This is a genomic window from Micrococcales bacterium (assembly GCA_016703125.1).
In the GTDB taxonomy this organism is placed as follows: domain Bacteria; phylum Actinomycetota; class Actinomycetes; order S36-B12; family UBA10799; genus JADKAV01.
On sequence record JADJCR010000003.1, the window covers coordinates 267,203 to 285,507 of the forward strand.

15 protein-coding genes and 1 tRNA gene are annotated in these 18,305 nt (G+C 69.1%); 3 read left to right on the forward strand and 13 right to left on the reverse strand.

Going from position 1 to position 18,305, the window contains the following annotated elements; genetic code table 11:
- Nucleotides 1-9 precede the first annotated feature (9 nt).
- From IPG68_05650 to trmB, 6 genes are all read right to left on the reverse strand, one after another.
- Nucleotides 10-1,401 (reverse strand): wax ester/triacylglycerol synthase family O-acyltransferase, encoded by a 1,392-nt coding sequence (locus tag IPG68_05650; GenBank protein MBK6762781.1) that lies wholly within the window; start codon nt 1,399-1,401, stop codon nt 10-12.
- A gap of 98 nt (nt 1,402-1,499) precedes the next feature.
- The gene (locus IPG68_05655; protein ID MBK6762782.1) at nt 1,500-2,429 is read right to left on the reverse strand and encodes an alpha/beta hydrolase; all 930 of its coding nucleotides are present in this window, start codon (nt 2,427-2,429) and stop codon (nt 1,500-1,502) included.
- 9 nt (nt 2,430-2,438) lie between these two features.
- Nucleotides 2,439-3,275 carry a biotin-dependent carboxyltransferase family protein gene (locus tag IPG68_05660; protein ID MBK6762783.1) on the reverse strand — a complete coding sequence of 279 codons (837 nt, stop codon included), beginning with the start codon at nt 3,273-3,275 and terminating at the stop codon, nt 2,439-2,441.
- Nucleotides 3,272-3,841 carry a carboxyltransferase domain-containing protein gene (locus IPG68_05665; GenBank protein MBK6762784.1) on the reverse strand — a complete coding sequence of 190 codons (570 nt, stop codon included), beginning with the start codon at nt 3,839-3,841 and terminating at the stop codon, nt 3,272-3,274. Before IPG68_05665 ends, IPG68_05660 begins: the two co-directional genes overlap by 4 nt.
- A complete protein-coding gene (locus IPG68_05670) occupies nt 3,838-4,584 on the reverse strand; it encodes a LamB/YcsF family protein (GenBank protein ID MBK6762785.1) in 747 nt (248 codons plus the stop codon). Before IPG68_05670 ends, IPG68_05665 begins: the two co-directional genes overlap by 4 nt.
- Nucleotides 4,581-5,270, reverse strand: a complete 690-nt coding sequence (gene trmB / locus IPG68_05675) for a tRNA (guanosine(46)-N7)-methyltransferase TrmB (GenBank protein MBK6762786.1) — start codon at nt 5,268-5,270, stop codon at nt 4,581-4,583. The genes IPG68_05670 and trmB overlap by 4 nt, the downstream gene beginning before the upstream one ends.
- Nucleotides 5,271-5,310: 40 nt before the next feature.
- On the opposite strand from trmB, the gene IPG68_05680 reads away from it, so the two are divergent.
- Nucleotides 5,311-5,386: transfer RNA gene (locus IPG68_05680), tRNA-His, on the forward strand.
- Between the two features lie 200 nt (nt 5,387-5,586).
- Here the strand turns inward: IPG68_05680 and IPG68_05685 are convergent.
- From IPG68_05685 to IPG68_05715, 7 genes are all read right to left on the reverse strand, one after another.
- Nucleotides 5,587-7,605 carry an EAL domain-containing protein gene (locus IPG68_05685; GenBank protein ID MBK6762787.1) on the reverse strand — a complete coding sequence of 673 codons (2,019 nt, stop codon included), beginning with the start codon at nt 7,603-7,605 and terminating at the stop codon, nt 5,587-5,589.
- Nucleotides 7,602-8,180, reverse strand: coding sequence for an MASE1 domain-containing protein (locus tag IPG68_05690; GenBank protein ID MBK6762788.1), 579 nt, complete (start codon nt 8,178-8,180; stop codon nt 7,602-7,604). The genes IPG68_05685 and IPG68_05690 overlap by 4 nt, the downstream gene beginning before the upstream one ends.
- Entirely contained in the window at nt 8,180-8,857 is a 678-nt protein-coding gene (locus tag IPG68_05695) for a pyridoxamine 5'-phosphate oxidase family protein (protein ID MBK6762789.1), read from the reverse strand. Before IPG68_05695 ends, IPG68_05690 begins: the two co-directional genes overlap by 1 nt.
- Nucleotides 8,858-9,006: 149 nt before the next feature.
- Nucleotides 9,007-10,050: an L-glyceraldehyde 3-phosphate reductase gene (gene mgrA / locus IPG68_05700; GenBank protein ID MBK6762790.1), complete on the reverse strand. Its 1,044-nt coding sequence runs from the start codon at nt 10,048-10,050 to the stop codon at nt 9,007-9,009.
- Nucleotides 10,051-10,453: 403 nt separating this feature from the next.
- Entirely contained in the window at nt 10,454-10,975 is a 522-nt protein-coding gene (gene orn / locus IPG68_05705) for an oligoribonuclease (GenBank protein MBK6762791.1), read from the reverse strand.
- A gap of 54 nt (nt 10,976-11,029) precedes the next feature.
- The gene (locus IPG68_05710; protein MBK6762792.1) at nt 11,030-13,492 is read right to left on the reverse strand and encodes a hypothetical protein; all 2,463 of its coding nucleotides are present in this window, start codon (nt 13,490-13,492) and stop codon (nt 11,030-11,032) included.
- A complete protein-coding gene (locus IPG68_05715) occupies nt 13,492-16,275 on the reverse strand; it encodes an MMPL family transporter (GenBank protein MBK6762793.1) in 2,784 nt (927 codons plus the stop codon). The genes IPG68_05710 and IPG68_05715 overlap by 1 nt, the downstream gene beginning before the upstream one ends.
- A 111-nt stretch (nt 16,276-16,386) precedes the next feature.
- Here IPG68_05715 and IPG68_05720 point away from each other — a divergent pair, with 111 nt between their 5' ends.
- On the forward strand, nt 16,387-17,220 hold the full coding sequence (locus IPG68_05720) for a crotonase/enoyl-CoA hydratase family protein (protein ID MBK6762794.1): 834 nt from the start codon (nt 16,387-16,389) through the stop codon (nt 17,218-17,220).
- A 38-nt stretch (nt 17,221-17,258) separates the two neighbouring features.
- The gene (locus IPG68_05725) at nt 17,259-17,951 is read left to right on the forward strand and encodes an NAD(P)-binding domain-containing protein (GenBank protein MBK6762795.1); all 693 of its coding nucleotides are present in this window, start codon (nt 17,259-17,261) and stop codon (nt 17,949-17,951) included.
- Nucleotides 17,952-18,305: the final 354 nt, after the last annotated feature.

Sequence of the window (18,305 nt, forward strand, 5' to 3'; positions counted from 1 at the left end):
GCCGGTCGGTCAGGTGTCGGCGACTCCGGCGACGACTGCTTTGCGCAGACCGTCCAGCGTGGTGGACACCCCTTCCAGGAACACCGGCAGGTCGCGCACCGAGTCGTAGTCGGCCGTCACGCCGAAATTGATCGTTCCGTTGTAGGACACGATGGCCGTCGAGATGCGCAGCCCCGGTCCCAAGGGCACGAACGGGATGAGCGCCTCCAACTGGCGGCCCTGCATGAAGAGCGGGATCTGCGGGCCGGGCACATTGGTCGTCACCGTGTCGAAGGCTCGCAGGTTCACGTTGGCAGTGACCCGGCCCGCGGTGGCGAAGAGCATCGGAGGCACGAAGTCGGCCATGCCGATGATGGAGTCGACCGTCAGGGGCGTGCCGCTCTTCTTCACCCGGTCCATCTGACGTGTCATCGCGTGCAGACGGTCCACAGGGTCGTCGACGCCGATGGGCAGCTGGGCGAACATCGCCGAGACTTGATTGCCGCCGGTGGTGTCGCCCGGCAGGCGCATCGAGACCGGGATCATCGATTGGATGTCGGCGGTTCTGGTGTCGATCCCGCGCGCTGCCAGCAGCGCGCGGAACCCCCCGCTAACCGCGGTGAGGATCACATCGTTCACCGTGCCGCCGAAGGCGTTCTTCGCGGCCTTGATGGTCTCGAGGTCGCCCTCGACCCACCCCCACCGGCGGTGGGCGCTGATCGGGCCACCGAGGGTCGACTCCGTGCTGAGCAGACGGCTGCCGACCGAGGTGCTGCCGACCACGCGCACCGCGACGTGCTCTGCGAGCTCGCGGGGCCTGGCGACCCGGCTCACGATGCGGGTGAGGTGCTCGCCGGGTCGTTTCACCGAGTCGATCAACGCATCGGTGACCAGTTCCGCGGTGCCCGGGGCGGGATCAGGTTGCCAGGAACTGGGCGGGTTGTCACGACCCTCGGGGTCGGTGTCGAGGATGACCTCCATGATGTCGTGGCCCGAGAGCCCGTCGATCATCGAGTGGTGGGCCTTGTTGATCAGCGCCCAGCGGCCCTTCGGCAATCCCTCGACCAGCCACATCTCCCACAGCGGCCGGTCGAGGTCCAGGCGCTGGGACAACAACCGGCTGGCCAGACGCTGCAGCTGAGCCGCGCGCCCGGGCTTGGGAACTGCCGTATGCCGCACGTGGAACTCGAGTTCGAAGTTCTCGTCGTCGACCCAGACGTGCTGGCCGAGGTGCAGGGGGACCGACTGGATCCGCTGGCGGTAGCGCGGCACCTGATCCAGGCGGGAGTCGAGGTACGCGCACAACTGCTCGTAGGACGGTGCGGGGCCCTCGAAGACCATCAGGCCGCCGATGTGCATGGGCTGACCGTCCCGCTCGAGCAACAGAAAGGTCTGGTCGAGCGGGCTCAGGCGATCGGTCACGAGAACCTCCTTGGCTGCTTTTCAGTCTAGATCACGGTTGACGGGGGCTGGGTCCGTGCGGTCCGTTGCGTCGCCACACGGCCGGTTGGACGGCCCCGTCAGACCCTCGTCGCCAACGCGGCGTCGCGGGCCACGTCAGGGTTCTCCTCGAGCCACTGCAGGATCGTCTGCGCGGTCAGCGCGGGCTCCTCGAGTTGCGGGACGTGGCCGACGTCCTCCATCAGGTGGAAGGTCCATTCGGGCCGGCGGGCGGCGGCAGCGTGTGCCGAGCGTGCCGAGACGATCCGGTCCCGGCCGCCGTGGATGAGCAGGACAGGGGTCGCGAGTTCCTGCAGGCGTTTCACGTAACTGCGGCCCTGGCTCATGAGTACGACCGACCGGGCCGCCTCCACCAGGTGCCTGGCGGTACCACGGAACTGCCGCCGGACCTCCGCTTGTGCAATGGCTGCGTCGACGGCCTCGCGCGGGAACTTCGTCGGGTCGGCCGCCACGACCCGTAGCATGCGGGCCACTTGTGCCTCTGCGGAGGCCAGCCTCGTCCACAGATCCACGATCAAGGAACCGACCCCGGGGGTGGCCAGAACGGCGAACTCGAGGATCATCCGTAGGTCGCCGACCATCACGCCGGCCGCGGGGAGGGCGGGGGCGATGAGGACCACGCCGCTGGTGGTCCGCGGCGCAGAGGTGGCCTGCACGACGGCCAGCAGCCCACCCATGGAATTGCCCATGAGGACCGCCGGGGAACCTGTCACCTCGGTGAGGAAGCGGTGGACGATGTGCTGGTTGGCATGCACGCTGGTCGATCGGCGGCCCGCCTCGGTCAGCCCGTGGCCAGGCAGGTCCAGTGCCACGACCCGGCAACTGCCCGTCATATGGGTGGCTACGAGGTCCCAGTTCAGCGCCGAGCCGCCCAGGCCGTGGACGCACACGACCAGTGGCCCGTCCTCCGGACCTCCGTAGTCGCGGTAGTGGACGGGACCGTCGATGTCCACCCAGTGGTCGGTGCTCTGCCCTGTCGTCACACTCACACTGCACACCTAAGCACGGCGGAAAGTCCGCGGTCCGCCGGACCACTGTGCGACATCACACATACTTTCGGCTGTCACCACGGCGATCACCGGGTAGCCGCCCGTGGTGGGGTGGTCGGGCCCCAGCACGATCGGCAGTCCGTTGGGCGGCACCTGGACCGCACCCAGAACCATCGGCTTGCTGGGCAGTGGGGTGGCGGGCGCCGTCAGTGGTTCACCTGCCAGGCGCACGCCAATCCGGTCGGATTGCGGATCGAGTTCCCAGGTGCGTCCCAGGAGTTCGGCCAGCGCCGCCTCGTGACCGTCCGGACCGGGCAGGACGGCGAAGGACGTCGACGGGGGGTGCACCGGCACGTGATCCACGAGGGGGTGGCCGGCGCGCTGAGATCCGGCGCCCAGGACCTGCCCTGCTGCCACAGGCGGCGGGCCGAGTCGGCCGAGGGTGTCGTACGACCGGGAACCGAGCACGGGACCCACGTCGATGCCGCCGGCGAAGGATACGTAGTAGCGCAGCCCGATCAGTGGCGGCCCGAGGTGGACCTGCTGGCCGGGTGACACGTGAATGGGCGTGTTGGTGGACACGTTCCGACCGTCGATGCTGATGCTGCCGACGGCCCCGGCGACTGCCATCGTGACGTGCCGCAGAGATACCCAGGTCAGGCCCCCGGCCAGGCATTCGAGCGCCGCGGCCTGCTCGGTGTTACCCACGAGTCGATTGGCCAATCGCCAGGCCCGGGTGTCGAACGCGCCCGCCCTGGGCACGCCGAGGTGGGCGTGGCCCCGGCGACCCGCGTCCTGGATCAGCGTCAGCAGCCCGGGGGACAGCACCTTGATCGTGTCCCTCATGTGAAGCGCACCCGGTCGCCGGGGCGCAGGAGCGACGGCGGGTCCCGGTACGGGCTGAACAAGGTGGCGTCGCAGGTGCCGAGGAGGTGCCAGCCGCCCGGGGATGACGTCGGGTAGACCGCACAGTAGCCCGCGGCGATCGCGATGGCACCGGCGGGCACGCTGGCACGAGGCCGTTCCCGCCGGGGTAGGTGCAGGCGTTCATCCACTCCCGTGAGGTATCCGAAGCCGGGGGCGAAGCCGCAGAAGGCCACAGTGAACGTCGAGCCTCGCATCGTCTCGACCACATCGGCCTGGGACGTGCCCGCACTGTCGGCCACCCCGCCGAGGTCGGGCCCGTCCCAGACGGCCGCGAGGACGATGGGAGCGCGCGGTTGACGACGGGTCGGGACGTCGGCCAGCGAGGCCAGTGCGGCCTCGACCTCGGTCCGGCGACCGCGCAGCAGCACGTGACTCTGCCCCGGAACCACGTCGTCGAGGCGGCGGGCGTCGATCGCAGTGGCGACTGCGATCGGATCGTCGACGGCGATGAGCCACCCGTCCTCGCCGAAGGGCGTGATGTTCATGGCCGCGCCCGCACGCGGATGCCGGTGGAGTCCAGGTGGGTGCGCACCCGGCGAGCGAGGTCCGCAGCTCCGGGCGTGTCCGAATGCAGGCACACGGATTCGGCGCGCAAAGCGATGAGTCGGCCATCGACCGTGGTGACGCTCCCGCGTGCCAATCGGGTGACCTGGCCCAGCACCGCCTCGTCGTCGGTCAGCACCGAGCCTGGTTGGCTGCGGGGGACCAGTTGCCCGTCCGCCCGGTAGGCGCGGTCGGCGAAGCCCTCGTGGATGACGGGCACGCCGTGCGAGCGGGCCAACTGCAGGTACTGGGAACCGGGCTGCCCCATCAGCGCCAGGCGAGTGCCCAACTCCTCGGCCGCCGCCAGTGCGGCGGTGACGACGGCCGCAGCAACGTCTTTGTCCTGGGCCGCCGCGTGGTACAGCGCGCCGTGCGGCTTGAGGTATTCGACCGGAGCCGGGCTGTTCCCGGCCAGCCTGAGGACCTGGTCCTGTATCTGCGCCGCCAGTAACCCGGGCGGAACCTGCTGATGATGACGTCCGAAGCTCTCGCGGTCGAGGTAGGAGGGATGGGCGCCGATACGCACACCCGCATCGGCGGCCAGTGAACTCACCGTCCGCATGGTGGAGTCGTCCCCGGCATGCCCGCCGCACGCGATGTTGACGCTGCTGACCACCTCGACGATGCGCTCGTCGAGATCCGCGGCCATCTCGCCGACGTCGGCGTTGAGGTCGATGGTGGTCATGACATAGATGCTGCCTGCAACCGGTACATCAGATCAATGGCGTGGCGCCCTGCCCGTTCCCCGGCCTGCTCGTATTTCGTGCGGGGCCGCTGTTCGACGCGCGGGCCGTCATGGATGCACACGAGTTCGGGATGCCTGCCCAGCACCTCGCGCATGACCTGTGCATAGTCCCGGTCATCGGTCGCCAGGTGCAGCGTGCCACCCGGTGCGAGGACGCGACTCACGGCCGTCGCGAACTGTTCGCGCACCAGTCGTCGTTTGTGGTGCCGGGACTTGGGCCAGGGGTCGGGGAAGAAGACCAGCACCGACCGCATCGAGGCAGCTGCCAGCCGACTGGTCAGCAGGTCCAGCGCGTCCCCGTGCACGACGCGCACGTTGCTGAGGCCTCGTTCCCGCATCTGCAGCAGGGTGCGGGCGATGCCTTTGGTGTGGACATCCGCGGCGATGAAGTCCAGGTCCGGGTTCTCAGCCGCCATGAGCAGCACGGTGTCGCCGAGTCCCGAACCGATCTCGAGGATCCGCGGGGCCCGGCGACCGAAAACATCGTCGAGATCCAGGGGATCGGGCATGCTCGCCACGTCGTACGCGGAACCCCATGTCAGAGCCTCGCGCTGGCGTAGGGACAGCCGCCCCCGGCGCGCGTGGTAACTGCGGATGGCTTGGTTCACGGCCGTCACGCTACCGATACACTGAGGTCGGCCTTCGCGCAGGCGGGGCCGATCCTTGGTGGGTGTAGCTCAGCCGGTAGAGCACCTGGTTGTGGTCCAGGGGGTCGCGGGTTCAAGTCCCGTCACTCACCCCACGATGGAAGACCCCGCAGGCTTGCGGGGTCTTTTGTCGTGTTGGGGGTGGTTCTGCGGGGCTTGGGAGGAGGGCGCCGGAGGCGGCCGACGGCTCCCGTCACTCACCCCACGATGGAAGACCCCGCAGGCTTGCGGGGTCTTTTGTCGTGTTGGGGGTGGTTCTGCGGGGCTTGGGAAGCCCCGACCGTCCGGGGCGCTGTCACTGCGTTGCGGGCACATCCTGCGCGCCCCCCGCGATTTCGGACATCAGCCGCCCGATCGGCTTGGGCCGGCTCCACAGGAACCCCTGCCCCCGGGTGCACCCGAGCCGCCGCAGCTCCTGGGCCTGGTCCTCCGTCTCGACCCCCTCCGCAACGATCGACAGGCCCAGCGCATCGGCCAGCCCCACGATGGCGTTGACGATCGCGCAACTCCGCGGATCCGTGAGCATCGCCGCGATGAACGACTTGTCGATCTTCAGTTCGTCCAGGGGGAGGTGGACCAGGCGGCTCAGAGAGCTGTAGCCCGTGCCGAAGTCGTCCACGGCGATGCGTACCCCCGCGCCCCGCAGGTCCTCCAGCTCCGCGGTCAGGGACCCGCGTACCGACTCCAGATCCGCTTCGGTGAGTTCGAGCACCAGGCCACCGGCAGGAGCCCCGGATCGTTCGAGTGCTGCCAGCACCTGCTCGGCGAGGTCGCCGCGGCGTAGCAGTGGCGCGGAGATGTTGACGTGCATGCGCGGGTACGTGCCATCACGCGACCAATCGGCCAGCATGCGGCAGGACTCAGCCACGATCCAGGACTCCAGGTTGGCGCCGTTCGGTCCGGAACACACGATGTCCAACCACTGGGCGGGATACAGCAGCCCACGGGTCGGGTGCTGCCAGCGAACCAGTACCTCCGCCGCAACAGTCTTACCGGAAAGCAGGTCGATGATGGGCTGGGCGTACAGCGCGATCTCCCGGCGTTCGATGGCACCCTCGAAGTCCGCTGCCACGGTGGCGTCGCGCACGACCTGTTCGTGGAAGGACTCGTCGAACCAGGTGGACCTGCCGCGGCTCTGGGACTTTGACATGTACATGGCAGTGTCGGCGTCCCTCAGCAACTGCTCGACACTGCTGCCCGGCTCACTGGCCGTGACGCCCATGCTGGCGGACACCCGATAGGTACCCGACGAGACGCTGAATGGCTTGTCGAAGGCGGTCCGCAGGCGGGAGGTGATCGCCGTGACCACAGGGCCGCCGGCACCCGGCAGCACGATGGCGAACTCGTCACCCCCCAGGCGAGCCACCGTGTCCCCTTCGCGCACGATCGCACTGAGGCGGGTGGCGGCTTCCCGCAGGATCTCGTCGCCCACGGCGTGCCCGGCCGCATCATTGACCCGTTTGAAGTCGTCGAGGTCCAGCACGAGGACGGCCGCCGGCTGCCCGGTCCGGCCGGCGTCGGCCACCGCTCGCTTCAGCCGGTCCTGCAGCAGAGAGCGGTTGGGCAGGCCGGTCAGGGTGTCATGGATCGCAAGGTGCTCCAGTTGACGTTCCATCGTCTTCCGCGAGGTCGTCTCCGCGAGCTGGATGACGAGCAGCCCCGGCTCGTCCGTCAGTGGGGATACGGCGATGTCGGCCCAGCGCGGGCGTTCCCTCCCGGCGTGCAGTTCGATCTCGTCCCGCCAGCCCGGACTGTGTCCGTCGGCGATGTCGGTCAGGATCGCCAGCGCGACGGGGGCTGACCGGCCGAGGAGCTCGTCCCAGGGGATTTCGGCGCGCTCATCGACATCCAACAGGTCAGCAGCCACCGCGTTCATCTCGACCACCTCGAGTTGCCCGCTGACGCTGGTGAGGATGACCTCGCCCAGCAACGCGTCCTCGAAGCCGCCGCGCAGGATGCGCTCACTGCGCCCCACCTGGGCGAGGATGAGCCGGCGCTGGTGTGCGGTGAGGGCGGGCGACAGGATGACCACCAGGGTGCTGACCACGAAGAGTTGGGTGAGCATGAAATCGGTCAATGACAGCGTGCCGGGCGGCGTGTTCGCCGGGGTCAGACCCAGGGCGCTTGACAGGGGGCCCAGGCCGAAGGCGGTGAGGGTCAGCGCTGCCATCAGGGACAGTGAGACCTCAAGAGTGGTCACCCGGAGGGGGAACCGCATGGCTGCCCACAGCAGGGGGACCAGCAGCAGGAAGGCCTGACTCAGCCTCGGCTCCACGCTGAAGATGAGAATCGTGGACAGTGCGACCAGGCTCACTGGGCCCAGGCCTCCACGCGGGGTGACGTCATCCGGTCCGTGGGCTGGCGCAGGACCAAGGGGACCACGAGCAGGGTGGCGCTGGCATGGGAGGCGAGCAGGTGCAGGAACAGTGGCCAGGGTGCGCCGTCGGTCAGGAGCACCACCGTCGTGGTCGCACCCACCGCGACGACGAAAGCCCCCAGGGCAGCCGCCACCAGCAGTCGCCACAGGTCGTTGAGTGTCTCCAACGAAGGCCTGCCGACCCTGCCCCGTAGCAGCCACCATGCCGCGGTGGCAGCTTCGGCCGCATTGCAGATCCCGAACAGCGCAGACAACGTGAGGGGGCGCCCGGCGAGGACGTTGCCGGCCAGCGAGGCGAACAGCACGATAAGCACGATGACCGCGCGGGCCCGCGGCACGGCCGTGATCACCGCGGCCACGGCGACGCCGGCCGCCGGCCACCACAGGGCCACGCCGTCGGTCAACCTGCTGCCTTCCACCGATGCCCAAGCGATCACGAGGATGACGACGGCTGTGCCGAGCGCGTGCGCCCACGGCTGGACTCGTCGTCGAGGCACGGTGAGCGGGGACATCAATGCGTCCGCTCCGGCGCGGCGGCGGAGTTGAGCCGCTGAAGGACGGGAGCGATCGCATCGACGGCAGGCACCGGGATGCGTAGATCGGGGGCGTCGACCGGTTCAAGCGCTGTCAGCCGCAGCGGAAGGGTTCCCGCCCACACTGGTGCGCTGAGGTCGGCGGGGTCGTCATCCGGCGGTCCGTCGCTGATCTTCACCGACCACTCGGCCAGCGGCAGGGCCACGATCGAGGTGGCTGCCAGTTCCTTGCGGGAGGGGGTCCGCAGAGTGTCCCACCTGCCCGGCAGAAGGTGCTCGGTCATGACCTGCAGGCCGGCCAGCAGATCATCCCCTGCCAGCGGCTCAGCGACGCCGAACACCATGGCGCAGCGGTAGTTCATGGAGGACTCGAACGCGCTGCGGGCCAGCACCAGGGCGTCGAGGTGCGTGATCGTGGCACAGGTCGCGGCGCCCGCCGCCAGGGTGCGCATCAGCCTGCTTCCGGTGGATCCATGCAGCAACAGTCGCTCGCCGTCGCGCGCGCAGGCCATCGGAAGAACGTAAGGCTGCCCGTCGTCGACGATGCCCACGTGGGCCACCATCGCGGCATCCAGGATGGCGTGCAGCGCGCCCCGATCGGCGACCGCCTTCTCCGGCAGTCGTCGCACCCGGTTCCGGGGCGTTTCCGTGGCCATGTGTCTCATCATCGGCCGTGCGGCGCAAAGTTCGCATTTCGGAAACCAGCCGCCCGCCCAGGTGACTCGTGCAGGGCGGCGTGTGCTTGCACAGAGTGATCAGTCCCCTGCGTCGCGCTTAGACCCGCCGCTTCGGCGGTCCCGTGGCCTCAAGGGATCCGCGTCGGATCCTCCCAGATGTTGATCCCGGCATCGTGGGCGAACGTGTCGATGGCGGCCAGTTCCTCCGCCGAGAAATCGAGGTTGGCGACCGCGCCAAGGGTGTCGTGCAGTTGCGCCACGCTGCTGGCACCGATGAGCGTCGAGGTGACGCGGCGATCGCGCAAGGTCCAGGCCACGGCCAACTGCGCCACGGTCTGCCCCCGCGACTCGGCGATCTCCTGCAACCCACGGATCGAGGCGAGGTACTGCGCGGACAACCACTCGGGATCGAGTGACGCGTCCCGGGCAGCCCGGGAGTCCGCCGGGATGCCGTCGAGGTAGCGCGTCGTGAGCATCCCTTGGGCCAAGGGGCTGAAGCCGATGCAGCCGACGCCCAGATCGTCGAGGGTGTCCAGCAGATCGGCCTCGATCCAGCGGTTGAACATCGAGTACGACGGCTGATGGATCAGCAGCGGGACACCCATGTCGGACAGGATCCCGGCGGCGCGCCGGGTGCGCGACGGGGAGTAGGAGGAGATGCCGACGTAGAGCGCTTTGCCCTGGTGGACCGCTGACGCGAGTGCACCCATGGTCTCCTCGAGCGGGGTCTGCGGATCCGCGCGGTGGCTGTAGAAGATGTCGACGTAGTCCAGGCCGAGTCGCTGCAGGCTCTGGTCCAGGCTGGCCAGCAAGTACTTGCGCGAACCCAGGAAACCGTACGGTCCGGGCCACATGTCCCAGCCCGCTTTGGTCGAGATGATCAACTCATCGCGCAGGCCACGGAAGTCCTCGCGCAGGATGCGACCGACGTTGAGTTCCGCGCTGCCGTAGGGCGGTCCGTAGTTGTTCGCCAGATCGAAGTGCGTGATCCCGGCGTCGAAGGCCGCACGCATGATCGCCCGCTGGCGTGACAGTGGGGTCTCGTCGCCGAAGTTGTGCCAGAAGCCCAGCGACACGGCCGGCAGCGTGAGGCCGCTGACACCGCACCTGCGTTGCGGCATGCGATCGTCGTAGCGGTCGGGGTCGGGCAGATACGTGTCCAGCAGTCCCATGGCCCCATCTTCGCCCATCGCAGCCGGACGCGGCACCAGCGACGGCGGGTGCGTCGGGGCGCGATCCGGGCATCGGGGCGAGATCCGACCGGTTGTCGTGCCCGAAGGGGGGTCCGGCAGGTGCATCGGGGAGCGATCCGGAAACCGGGGGAGCGATCCAACCGGTCTTTTTCGCTCCCGGGTGTCGGTTTCACTCCCGGGTGGGTCTGGCGGTGCACCGGGGCGCGATCCGGGCAGCGGGGCGAGATCCGACCGGTTGTCGTGCCCGAAGGGGGGTCCGGCAGGTGCATCGGGGAGCGATCCGGAAACCGGGGAGCGATCCAACCGGTCTTTTTCGCTCCCGGGTGTCGGTTTCACTCCCGGGTGGGTCTGGCGGTGCACCGGGAACGCACTCTGGCAGGTCTCAGGAAACCCCGGGCGGCGGCAGCATCACCGCTGAGCGGTAGTAGGCCAACTCCGCGATCGAATCCTGGGTGTCGCCGAGGGCGCGGTGGTTGCCGGTTTTGGTAGGGGCTGAGTAGTAGATCTTGGGGTACCAGCGCCGCACCAGTTCCTTGATGCTCGAGACGTCCACGAGCCGGTAGTGCAGGAAGGCGTCGAGATCCGGCATGAACTTGGCGAGAAAGCCCCGGTCCACATAGATGCTGGAGCCGCACAACGGGGCCTTGCGGGCAACCGGGATGTGCGACTTGACGTATGCCAGGACCTGGGTCTGGGCGTCATCGAGCGGCATCCCGTCGGCGATCTCTGGAAGCAGCCCCGACTCCTCGTGCATCTGGCGCACGACGTCGGGCATATGGGACATGGCCTTGGCCGAGGCGCTGATCACGAAGGAGACGCCGGCGTCGAGGGGAGTGAGGTCGGACTCGGTCACGATGCACGCGATCTCGACCAGTTCGTCCCTCTCCAGGTCCAAGCCCGTCATCTCGCAGTCCAGCCAGACCAGGCGGTCGCCGGGGTTGTTCGTCACCGTCACAGCCTAGTGCGGGCCGTCGCCGCCGGGACGGAAGAACCAGTCCTGATCATGAGTGTCGCTCTGCGGTGGGGCGAAGGGCTCGAACGGCTGGTCGGCCGGAACCACGGGGTGCAGGCGCCGCCATGCCACCGCAATTCCGGCGGCGAGGATGACCGCGAGGAGCCCCCAGGCGGCCAGGGTGCTGCCGGTAGAACCACTGGTGGTGGAGCCGGGCATCGTGTAGATGTACGAGACCTTGCCGGCTGCCCCTTCGGGCGCCCCGTACGGAAGTGCGTCCGCGGCCCGGGCTTCACTGGCTGCGAGGTATGCCCGGGCGAAGGCGGGGTCCTTGGACGCTTTGATGACGCCGGCCAGGATCGCTGAGGTGCCTTGTGCCTGCAACTGGTCGGCGCCCTGCGCCAATGCGTCCGCGCCCTGCGCCGCGCTGTCGACACCCTGGTCGATCTGCCCCAGGGCTTCGCCCACGGCGGCCGTTCCCGCCGCCTGCTGCCGGGTACCGTCCGCCAGCGTGCCGGATCCATCGGCCAGGTCGGCGCTGCCGTCGGCCAGGTCGCTGGCGCCGTCGGCCAAATCGCTGCTGCCGGTCGCCAGATCATCAAGACCCTCCGTGAGATCCTGCGTCCCAGTCGACAACTCATCAGCGCCGCCTGCGGACTGCGCCGCACCGTTGGACAGTGAGACCAGCCCGTCAATGGTGGCGGTCAGGCCATCGGTCAGAGCAGCCAGACCTTCGTAGACCCCCGGCGCATCGGTGCTGCCGCTGACCAGGGCCACGGAGATCTGGGTGAGTGCCGTATCCAGTGCGCCCAGCGCCGCGGTGATCCCCTGCAGTGCCAGGGCGATGGCCCGCACTGCCAGGGCCTGCGCGCCCACTCTCAGCGCCTGCCGGCCCACGCCGACGCCCACATCGGTGGCGCTCTGTCGGGCCTGGTCGGCCTCGTCAGCAGCCTGTTGGAGATCCGCGCACTGGGCAGGGCTGAGGACCACCGTGTCCACGCATGCTTGCTGGTACAGCGCCGCGGTCCGGGCGGCGGCGGCACCGGCCAGGGCCGACGCCTGCGCACTGTCCGCCGCCAGTTGCGTGAGTTCTGCGGCGATGTCTTTGAGGTTCGCGTGCACCCGGTCGGCCCCGGCATAGCTGATCCCGCTGATCCTCTGCACGGCCAGGACGGCCTCGATCAGGGTGCTCGCCTGGGTGGGTGGGAACGGGCCGGCGCCGTCCTGCGGGGTTCCGATGACATCGCGCAGTCGCAACACGGCCTGGGCGAGTTGGTCGGAACTGTCACGGGCGGAGGGCAGCGCAGACGGTTCGAGCAGCTTCTGCAGACCGTCGTACAGATCCAGCAGCCCGTCGCTGAGCTGCTCGGCCCCGTCCTGCAGCGACCGGGCGCCGTCGTAGGCGGACTTCGCGCCCTTGGCGGCGTCGCGCTGCCCCTTCGCCAACTTCTTCGCGCCCTTGGCGGCGTCGCGCTGCCCCGTGGCCAGCGCGTCGGCACCCTCGGCCAGCTTGCGGGATCCGGGTACCAGTGTCTGGTCCACCTGCTGGGTCAGCGTGGACGTGCCCCTGCCCAGTTGCTTCAGACCCGAACCGAGCTCCCCGGCACCGACGGCCAGTGCGACCGCCGACTGGTCCAGTTCGGTGAGGCCATCGGCGAGATCGGCGTTGCCGTCCACACTGGCCGACAGTAGATCGCTGCTGAACCCGAGCAGCGGATCCTGACCGGAACGGACGGGCATCACCTGCATGTTCAGGGCGGGCACGGCCAGCGGCTCGCCACTCACCAGCAGTTGCGCGGACTGCTGGTAGTCGCCCATGGGCGGGTAGAGCACCAGGTTCCACAGAAGGCGGGTGCGGCCGTCCTCGGTGGTGCTGCGCACCGCCTTCGGCGCCTGCAGCAGCGTCAGCCCGGCGGGCAGGGTGACCATCAGCGTGCCGACGAACGGGGCGAACACCGGCTCGCGGGTCACGGTCCACCGGCCGCCGGCGTCGCGGTAACGGATCGTCTTCTGTTCCGCCGAGGTGTTGGTCACCGTGTAGGTGATGCGCATCTGCCCGGATGTGGACTCCACACTGTCCGGCGCCAGTACGTCCGGGCCCTGGCGATACTCCGCGTGCAGTGCCACCGGCAGCGGCTTGTCGAACGTGGCACGGGTGGTCACCGACGTCTGACCCGGTCCGCCGATGTCCACCACTACCGCGTCCCCGTCAGTCGGCACCGTCCCGCGGCGGTCGACGTACACCACGTCGGTGATCGAGGAGGGGTCGCGCACCGGCCCCGCGGGGTAGTCGCGGGCCACGAGTCGGCTGTAAAGGGTCGCATCCTGCGGCAGGCCGGAGGCGTCGACCTGTGCCACCACGAGTTCCTCGTTGACCAGTGGGGGCTCGGGGTCCGCCGCCATGGCCGGCAGTCCCCCGACGGCGAGCGCCATCCCGGCGGCTGCGAGAGCCGTCAGGTGTGCTCGCATCAGGGTCTCCCGACTCGCAGCGGTTGGTCTTCGGCCGTGGGCTCCATGGTGTCCCCCCGGTCGGGGAAAAGGTTGGCAAACACGCTGATGATCAAGATCGTCACCAGCGCGGGCAGCAACGTGGCACCGAACAGGACCTGCAGCGCGGCGTCGGTGCCGGTCAGCACAAGGCTTACCGCCAGCGCGACCGCGCCCAGCACCAAGGGCAGTGCCATGGTGCGGCTCACCACGAGCACGGCCAGCAGAGCGGTAGCGACGATCGCCCACGCCGTCATCGGGGCCGACGGGGCCTGCGCCGGTGGGACCAGGGCGACGATGATGGACGACACGAGCAGTGCCAGCAGCGCTCCGAGTCCATAGCCGGCGGCACGTGACAGGCGGCCTCCGCCGAGGCTTGCGGGCAGGAGCCCGAGCACGGCTCCCAGCACCGCGCTGATGGCCACCGACGTGGATGCGGGCTCGGGGATGAAGGCCAGGCGCGAGATGAGCACCCATGCCAGGGTGACCCCCACGATGGCGCCGATGACCGGCGCGGGGCGGTAGACGGCCAGGGGTCCCGGCGTGCCGGGCCGGTCACTCGTGGCGGCCGCTGCGTCCAGTGCCCGCGGATCGCCCTCGACGTGCAGGTGCGGGAGCAACTGGTCCAGCCACCCCGGCAACCACCATGTGCCCTTCTGCGCGAGAACCATGATCGCCGGCACCAGCAGGCAACGCACGATGGTCGCGTCCACGGCCACGGCGGTGGCGAGACCGACGCCGAACATCTTCACGATGGCGTTGTCGGACAACAGGAAACTGCCGAAGACGACGACCATGATCGCCGCCGCGGCCGTGACCAGGTGGCCGGTGTCCGCCAGACCGCGGCGCACCGCCGAGGTCATGTCGCCGGTTCGCTCCCAGTGCTCACGGAACGCAGTGAGTAGGAAGACCTCGTAGTCCATGGACAGTCCGAAGAGGACCGCGAACATCATCATGGGCACGTACGACTCGATGGGGACCGGGCCGTCGAGTCCGATGAGTTGGGCGCCCCACCCCCACTGGAACACGACGGTCACCACCCCGTATGCCGCGGCGATGGACAGCAAGTTCATCACGGCGGCCTTGAAAGGGATCAGCAGGGACCGGTAGGCCACTGTCAGCAGCAGGAAGGACAGCAGAACCACGCCGGCGATGAAGTAGGGCGTACGGGCGGCGATGATCTCGGAGAAGTCGGTGACGGCCGCCGTTACGCCACCCACATGTGCGCCCATCCCGCCGCCCGCGACTGCCGCCGGGAGTACCTGGTCGCGCAGTTCGTGCACCAACTCCTCAGTGCGCGGGTCCGCCGGACCCCACTGCGGGGCCACGCGGACCACCGCCACCCCGCCGTCGGGACTGACGATCGGAGCGTCAGCCGATGCCACCCCGGGGGCCGCCGCCAGTTCGTCCTGCAGTCGCTGCAGCCGGGGGTCCAGCGTGCGCGGATCGGTGCCCGGTTCGGCGTCGGCGTCGTCGGGCGCCTGCGCGATGGCGTACATCTGCGTGACGACGGCCAGCGGACCGTTCTGGCCGGGCCCGAAACCATCCGCGATGAGGTCATAGGCCTGCCGTGCGGACGTCTCCTCCGGCAGGATGCCGTTGTCGCTGTGCCCCAGGGTGAGGGTCGCGGTGGGGGCGGCCATGACCAGCAGCAGCGCCGACGAGGCGATCGCGAAGGTCCAGGGGCGGCTCGTGACGGTGTCCGCCAAACGCCCCCAACCGGTTCGGTCGAGGTCGTCATCGGTGTGCGTGTGCAGCCCCTTCTTGGGCATCACGCGGTACTGCATGACGCCGAGGATCGCCGGCACCAGTGTGATGGAAGCCGCCACGGCGATCGCCACCACGATGGCCGCTGCGTAGCCGAGCCAGGCCAGGAACGAGATGCCGGTGAGCACCAGTCCGCACACCGCGGCGATGAGGGTGCTGCCCGCGAACACCATGCCCGCGCCGGCGGTCCCGGAGGTGCGCCCGACAGCGTCAGTCACCTCGAAGCCCTGATGCAGCAGGATGCGGTGGCGCGTGAGCAGGAACAGGGCGTAGTCGATACCGACCCCCAGCCCCAGCATCGTGCCCAGGGTCGGCGCCACGTCGGGGATGAACACGAGGCGGCTGAGCAGCCCCACGACCGCCAGGCCCAGCCCGACGCTGAACAGGGCGCTGGCCAGCGGCACGAACGTGGCGCCCCATCGGCGCAGGGTGAGGAAGAGGATGAAGACCGCCGAGACCAGCCCGAGGGCCTCGCTGAGGTGGGTGTCGGGCTGGGCCAGTTGACGGCCCAGGAAACCGCCGATGGTCACCGTGACGTCCGGACCTGCCGCCGTCTGGGCGGTGGTGAGCACGTCCTGCGCGACACCGGTGTCAGTCGCGAAGCGCTCGTTGATGAGCACGGAGATGATCGCCGTGTGTCCGTCGTCGCTGAGCAGATCCGCGCGCTGCTCGGGCCCCGTCACGGACGTGACCTGTGGGATCTTGCGCACGTCCCGGACGACCCGCTCGACCGTGCGATCGTCCAGGGCCCCGAGATCGCGGGCCGGGTCGTACACCACGATCGGGGTCGCCTCCGCCGACGACCCCGGGAAGGCGCGGTTGAGCAGGTCCTGTGCTACGGAGGAGTCTGTGCCCTTCAGGACGAAGGAATCGGCAGACTCCCCGCCGAAGAGGCGGTTGGCGCCCATGATCACCAGCGCCACCACCAGCCAGACGCCGATGACCCGCCAGCCCCGCTCGGCGCTGCGTCGTCCGAGCCGGTAGAGGAATCCGGTCATGATCGACCGGCGGTTGCCGACACGGGGCAACGATAGTGAGCCCGGGCCGGGGTTGCCGGGTCGCGGTGGCTGCGGGGACCGCGCGTGCCATGCTGCAGGGGGAGGGTAGCCATGGAATTGACATGTTTCGACGTGACCGTCGAGGAGAAGGTCGCCCACGTGCGGTTGAACCGCCCGGAGGCCATGAACACGATGATCCCGGCCTTCTGGTCGGAGCTTCCGGTGCTGATCGGGCACCTCGGTGACCGCGGTGATGTGCGCGCCGTCGTGATCAGCTCCACCGGAAAGCACTTCAGTGCCGGCATGGATCTTTCGGTCTTCACATCCAGCGGACTGTCGATGGATGGTGAGCCAGGTCGTCGCAACGCCACGTTCCTGCTGCTCGTCAAGCGGCTCCAGGAGAGTTTCACTGCGCTTGAGCGGGTGCGTGTGCCGGTGCTGGCGGCTGTGCACGGTGGTGTCATCGGCGGGGCTGTCGACATGGTGTGTGCGGCTGACATGCGTTATGCCAGTGCCGACGCGTACTTCGTCGTCCAGGAGACCAACATCGGCATGACCGCGGATGTGGGAACACTGCAGCGACTGCCGAAACTCATCCCCGACGGCGTCGCCCGGGAGCTGGTCTACACCGGCCGGCGGCTGACCGCCCAGCGCGCATACGAGGTCGGCCTGGTCAACCAGGTCTTCGACGACCACGAGTCCTTGGTGCAAGGCACGCTGGACATCGCCGCGGAGATCGCCACCAAGAGCCCCCTGACGTTGTGGGGTGCCAAGGAGGCATTGGTGTACGCCCGCGACCATGGGGTGGCGGATTCGCTGCACCAGATCGCCCTGTGGCAGACCGGAGCGTTCCAGCCCGCGGACATGATGGAATCGTTCGCGGCCAAGGGTGAGAAGCGCTCGCCGTCCTACGAGGACCTGCCGCCGGCACCCTCCGGCATCTGAGGCTGGACGCGGCGGCCCTGCCGCGAGAGGATCGCGGCGTGGACATCGCAGTGCTGGGAACCGGTTCGGTGGGTACGAGGCTGGCGGCGGGGTTCGCCGCCGCGGGTCACGATGTGCACCTGGGGACCCGCGATCCGGACTCCACCCTGGCGCGACCCGAACCCGATCTGCGGGCCTGGTTGCAGCAGCATCAGGGGGTGCGGCTCGGGACCTTCGCGCAGGCCGCTGGGTCTTCAGAGGTGGTGGTCAACGCCACCGCCGGGGAGTCCAGCCTGCAGGCCCTGCAGGCCGCGGGCGCCGACAACCTGGCGGGCAAGGTGCTCATCGACGTCGCCAACCCGTTGGACTTCTCCGAGGGATTCCCGCCCCGCCTGTTCGTGCAGGGCACGGACTCGCTGGGCGAGCAGATCCAGCGGGCCTTCCCCGCGGCGCGGGTCGTGAAGACCTGGAACACGATGAACGCCGGGCTCATGCTCGCCCCGGACCGGCTCGACGCCCCGACCGCCGTGTTCCTCTCCGGCGACGACATGCGAGCCAAGGAACAGGTACGGGATCTGCAGGTCTCGTTCGGCTGGCGGCAGATCATCGACCTCGGCGGGATCGAGACGGCGCGGGCCGCCGAGATGCTGCTGCCCATGTGGCTGCGCTTGCTCGGTGCCGTGGGGAGCGCGGATTTCAACTGGGCGATCGTGGGTCCGCGCGGCAGTGCGCCGTTGGGCTCCCAGGCATGAGAACCGCCATGGCCGCCCTCGGTGCTGCCGCCGTGTTCGCCGTCGCTGGCTGCTCCTCCTCATCGCCAAGCCCCACACCGAGCGCGTCCGCCTCACCGGAGGCCAGCATGATCGGACCCATCATCGTCGAGCCGTCACAGACCGACGTCGAGGCCACTGTGGGGCGCTACATCTCGTTCAACGTCGAGGACCCGGGCCGTTGGCAGATCAGCAGTTCGGACGAGTCGGTCGTCTCTGTCGAGGCCGGCGGGGAGCGGGACGGAGCGACCTTCAACCCCGGCGGCCAGGCGCTCGAGACGGGGAGGCCACCGTCACCCTCACGGACTCGAAGGCGGCGATGCTTTGGAGTTCACT

Coding starts and splice junctions, on each gene's coding strand:
- IPG68_05665 (MBK6762784.1), bottom strand. CDS start 3,841: ATGAACATCACGCCCTTCGGCGAGGACGGGTGGCTCATCGCCGTCGAC.
- IPG68_05690 (MBK6762788.1), bottom strand. CDS start 8,180: ATGTCCCCGCTCACCGTGCCTCGACGACGAGTCCAGCCGTGGGCGCAC.
- mgrA (MBK6762790.1), bottom strand. CDS start 10,050: ATGGGACTGCTGGACACGTATCTGCCCGACCCCGACCGCTACGACGAT.
- IPG68_05660 (MBK6762783.1), bottom strand. CDS start 3,275: ATGAGGGACACGATCAAGGTGCTGTCCCCCGGGCTGCTGACGCTGATC.
- orn (MBK6762791.1), bottom strand. CDS start 10,975: ATGACGGGCTTGGACCTGGAGAGGGACGAACTGGTCGAGATCGCGTGC.
- IPG68_05710 (MBK6762792.1), bottom strand. CDS start 13,492: ATGCGAGCACACCTGACGGCTCTCGCAGCCGCCGGGATGGCGCTCGCC.
- IPG68_05715 (MBK6762793.1), bottom strand. CDS start 16,275: ATGACCGGATTCCTCTACCGGCTCGGACGACGCAGCGCCGAGCGGGGC.
- IPG68_05670 (MBK6762785.1), bottom strand. CDS start 4,584: ATGACCACCATCGACCTCAACGCCGACGTCGGCGAGATGGCCGCGGAT.
- IPG68_05695 (MBK6762789.1), bottom strand. CDS start 8,857: ATGGCCACGGAAACGCCCCGGAACCGGGTGCGACGACTGCCGGAGAAG.
- IPG68_05720 (MBK6762794.1), top strand. CDS start 16,387: ATGGAATTGACATGTTTCGACGTGACCGTCGAGGAGAAGGTCGCCCAC.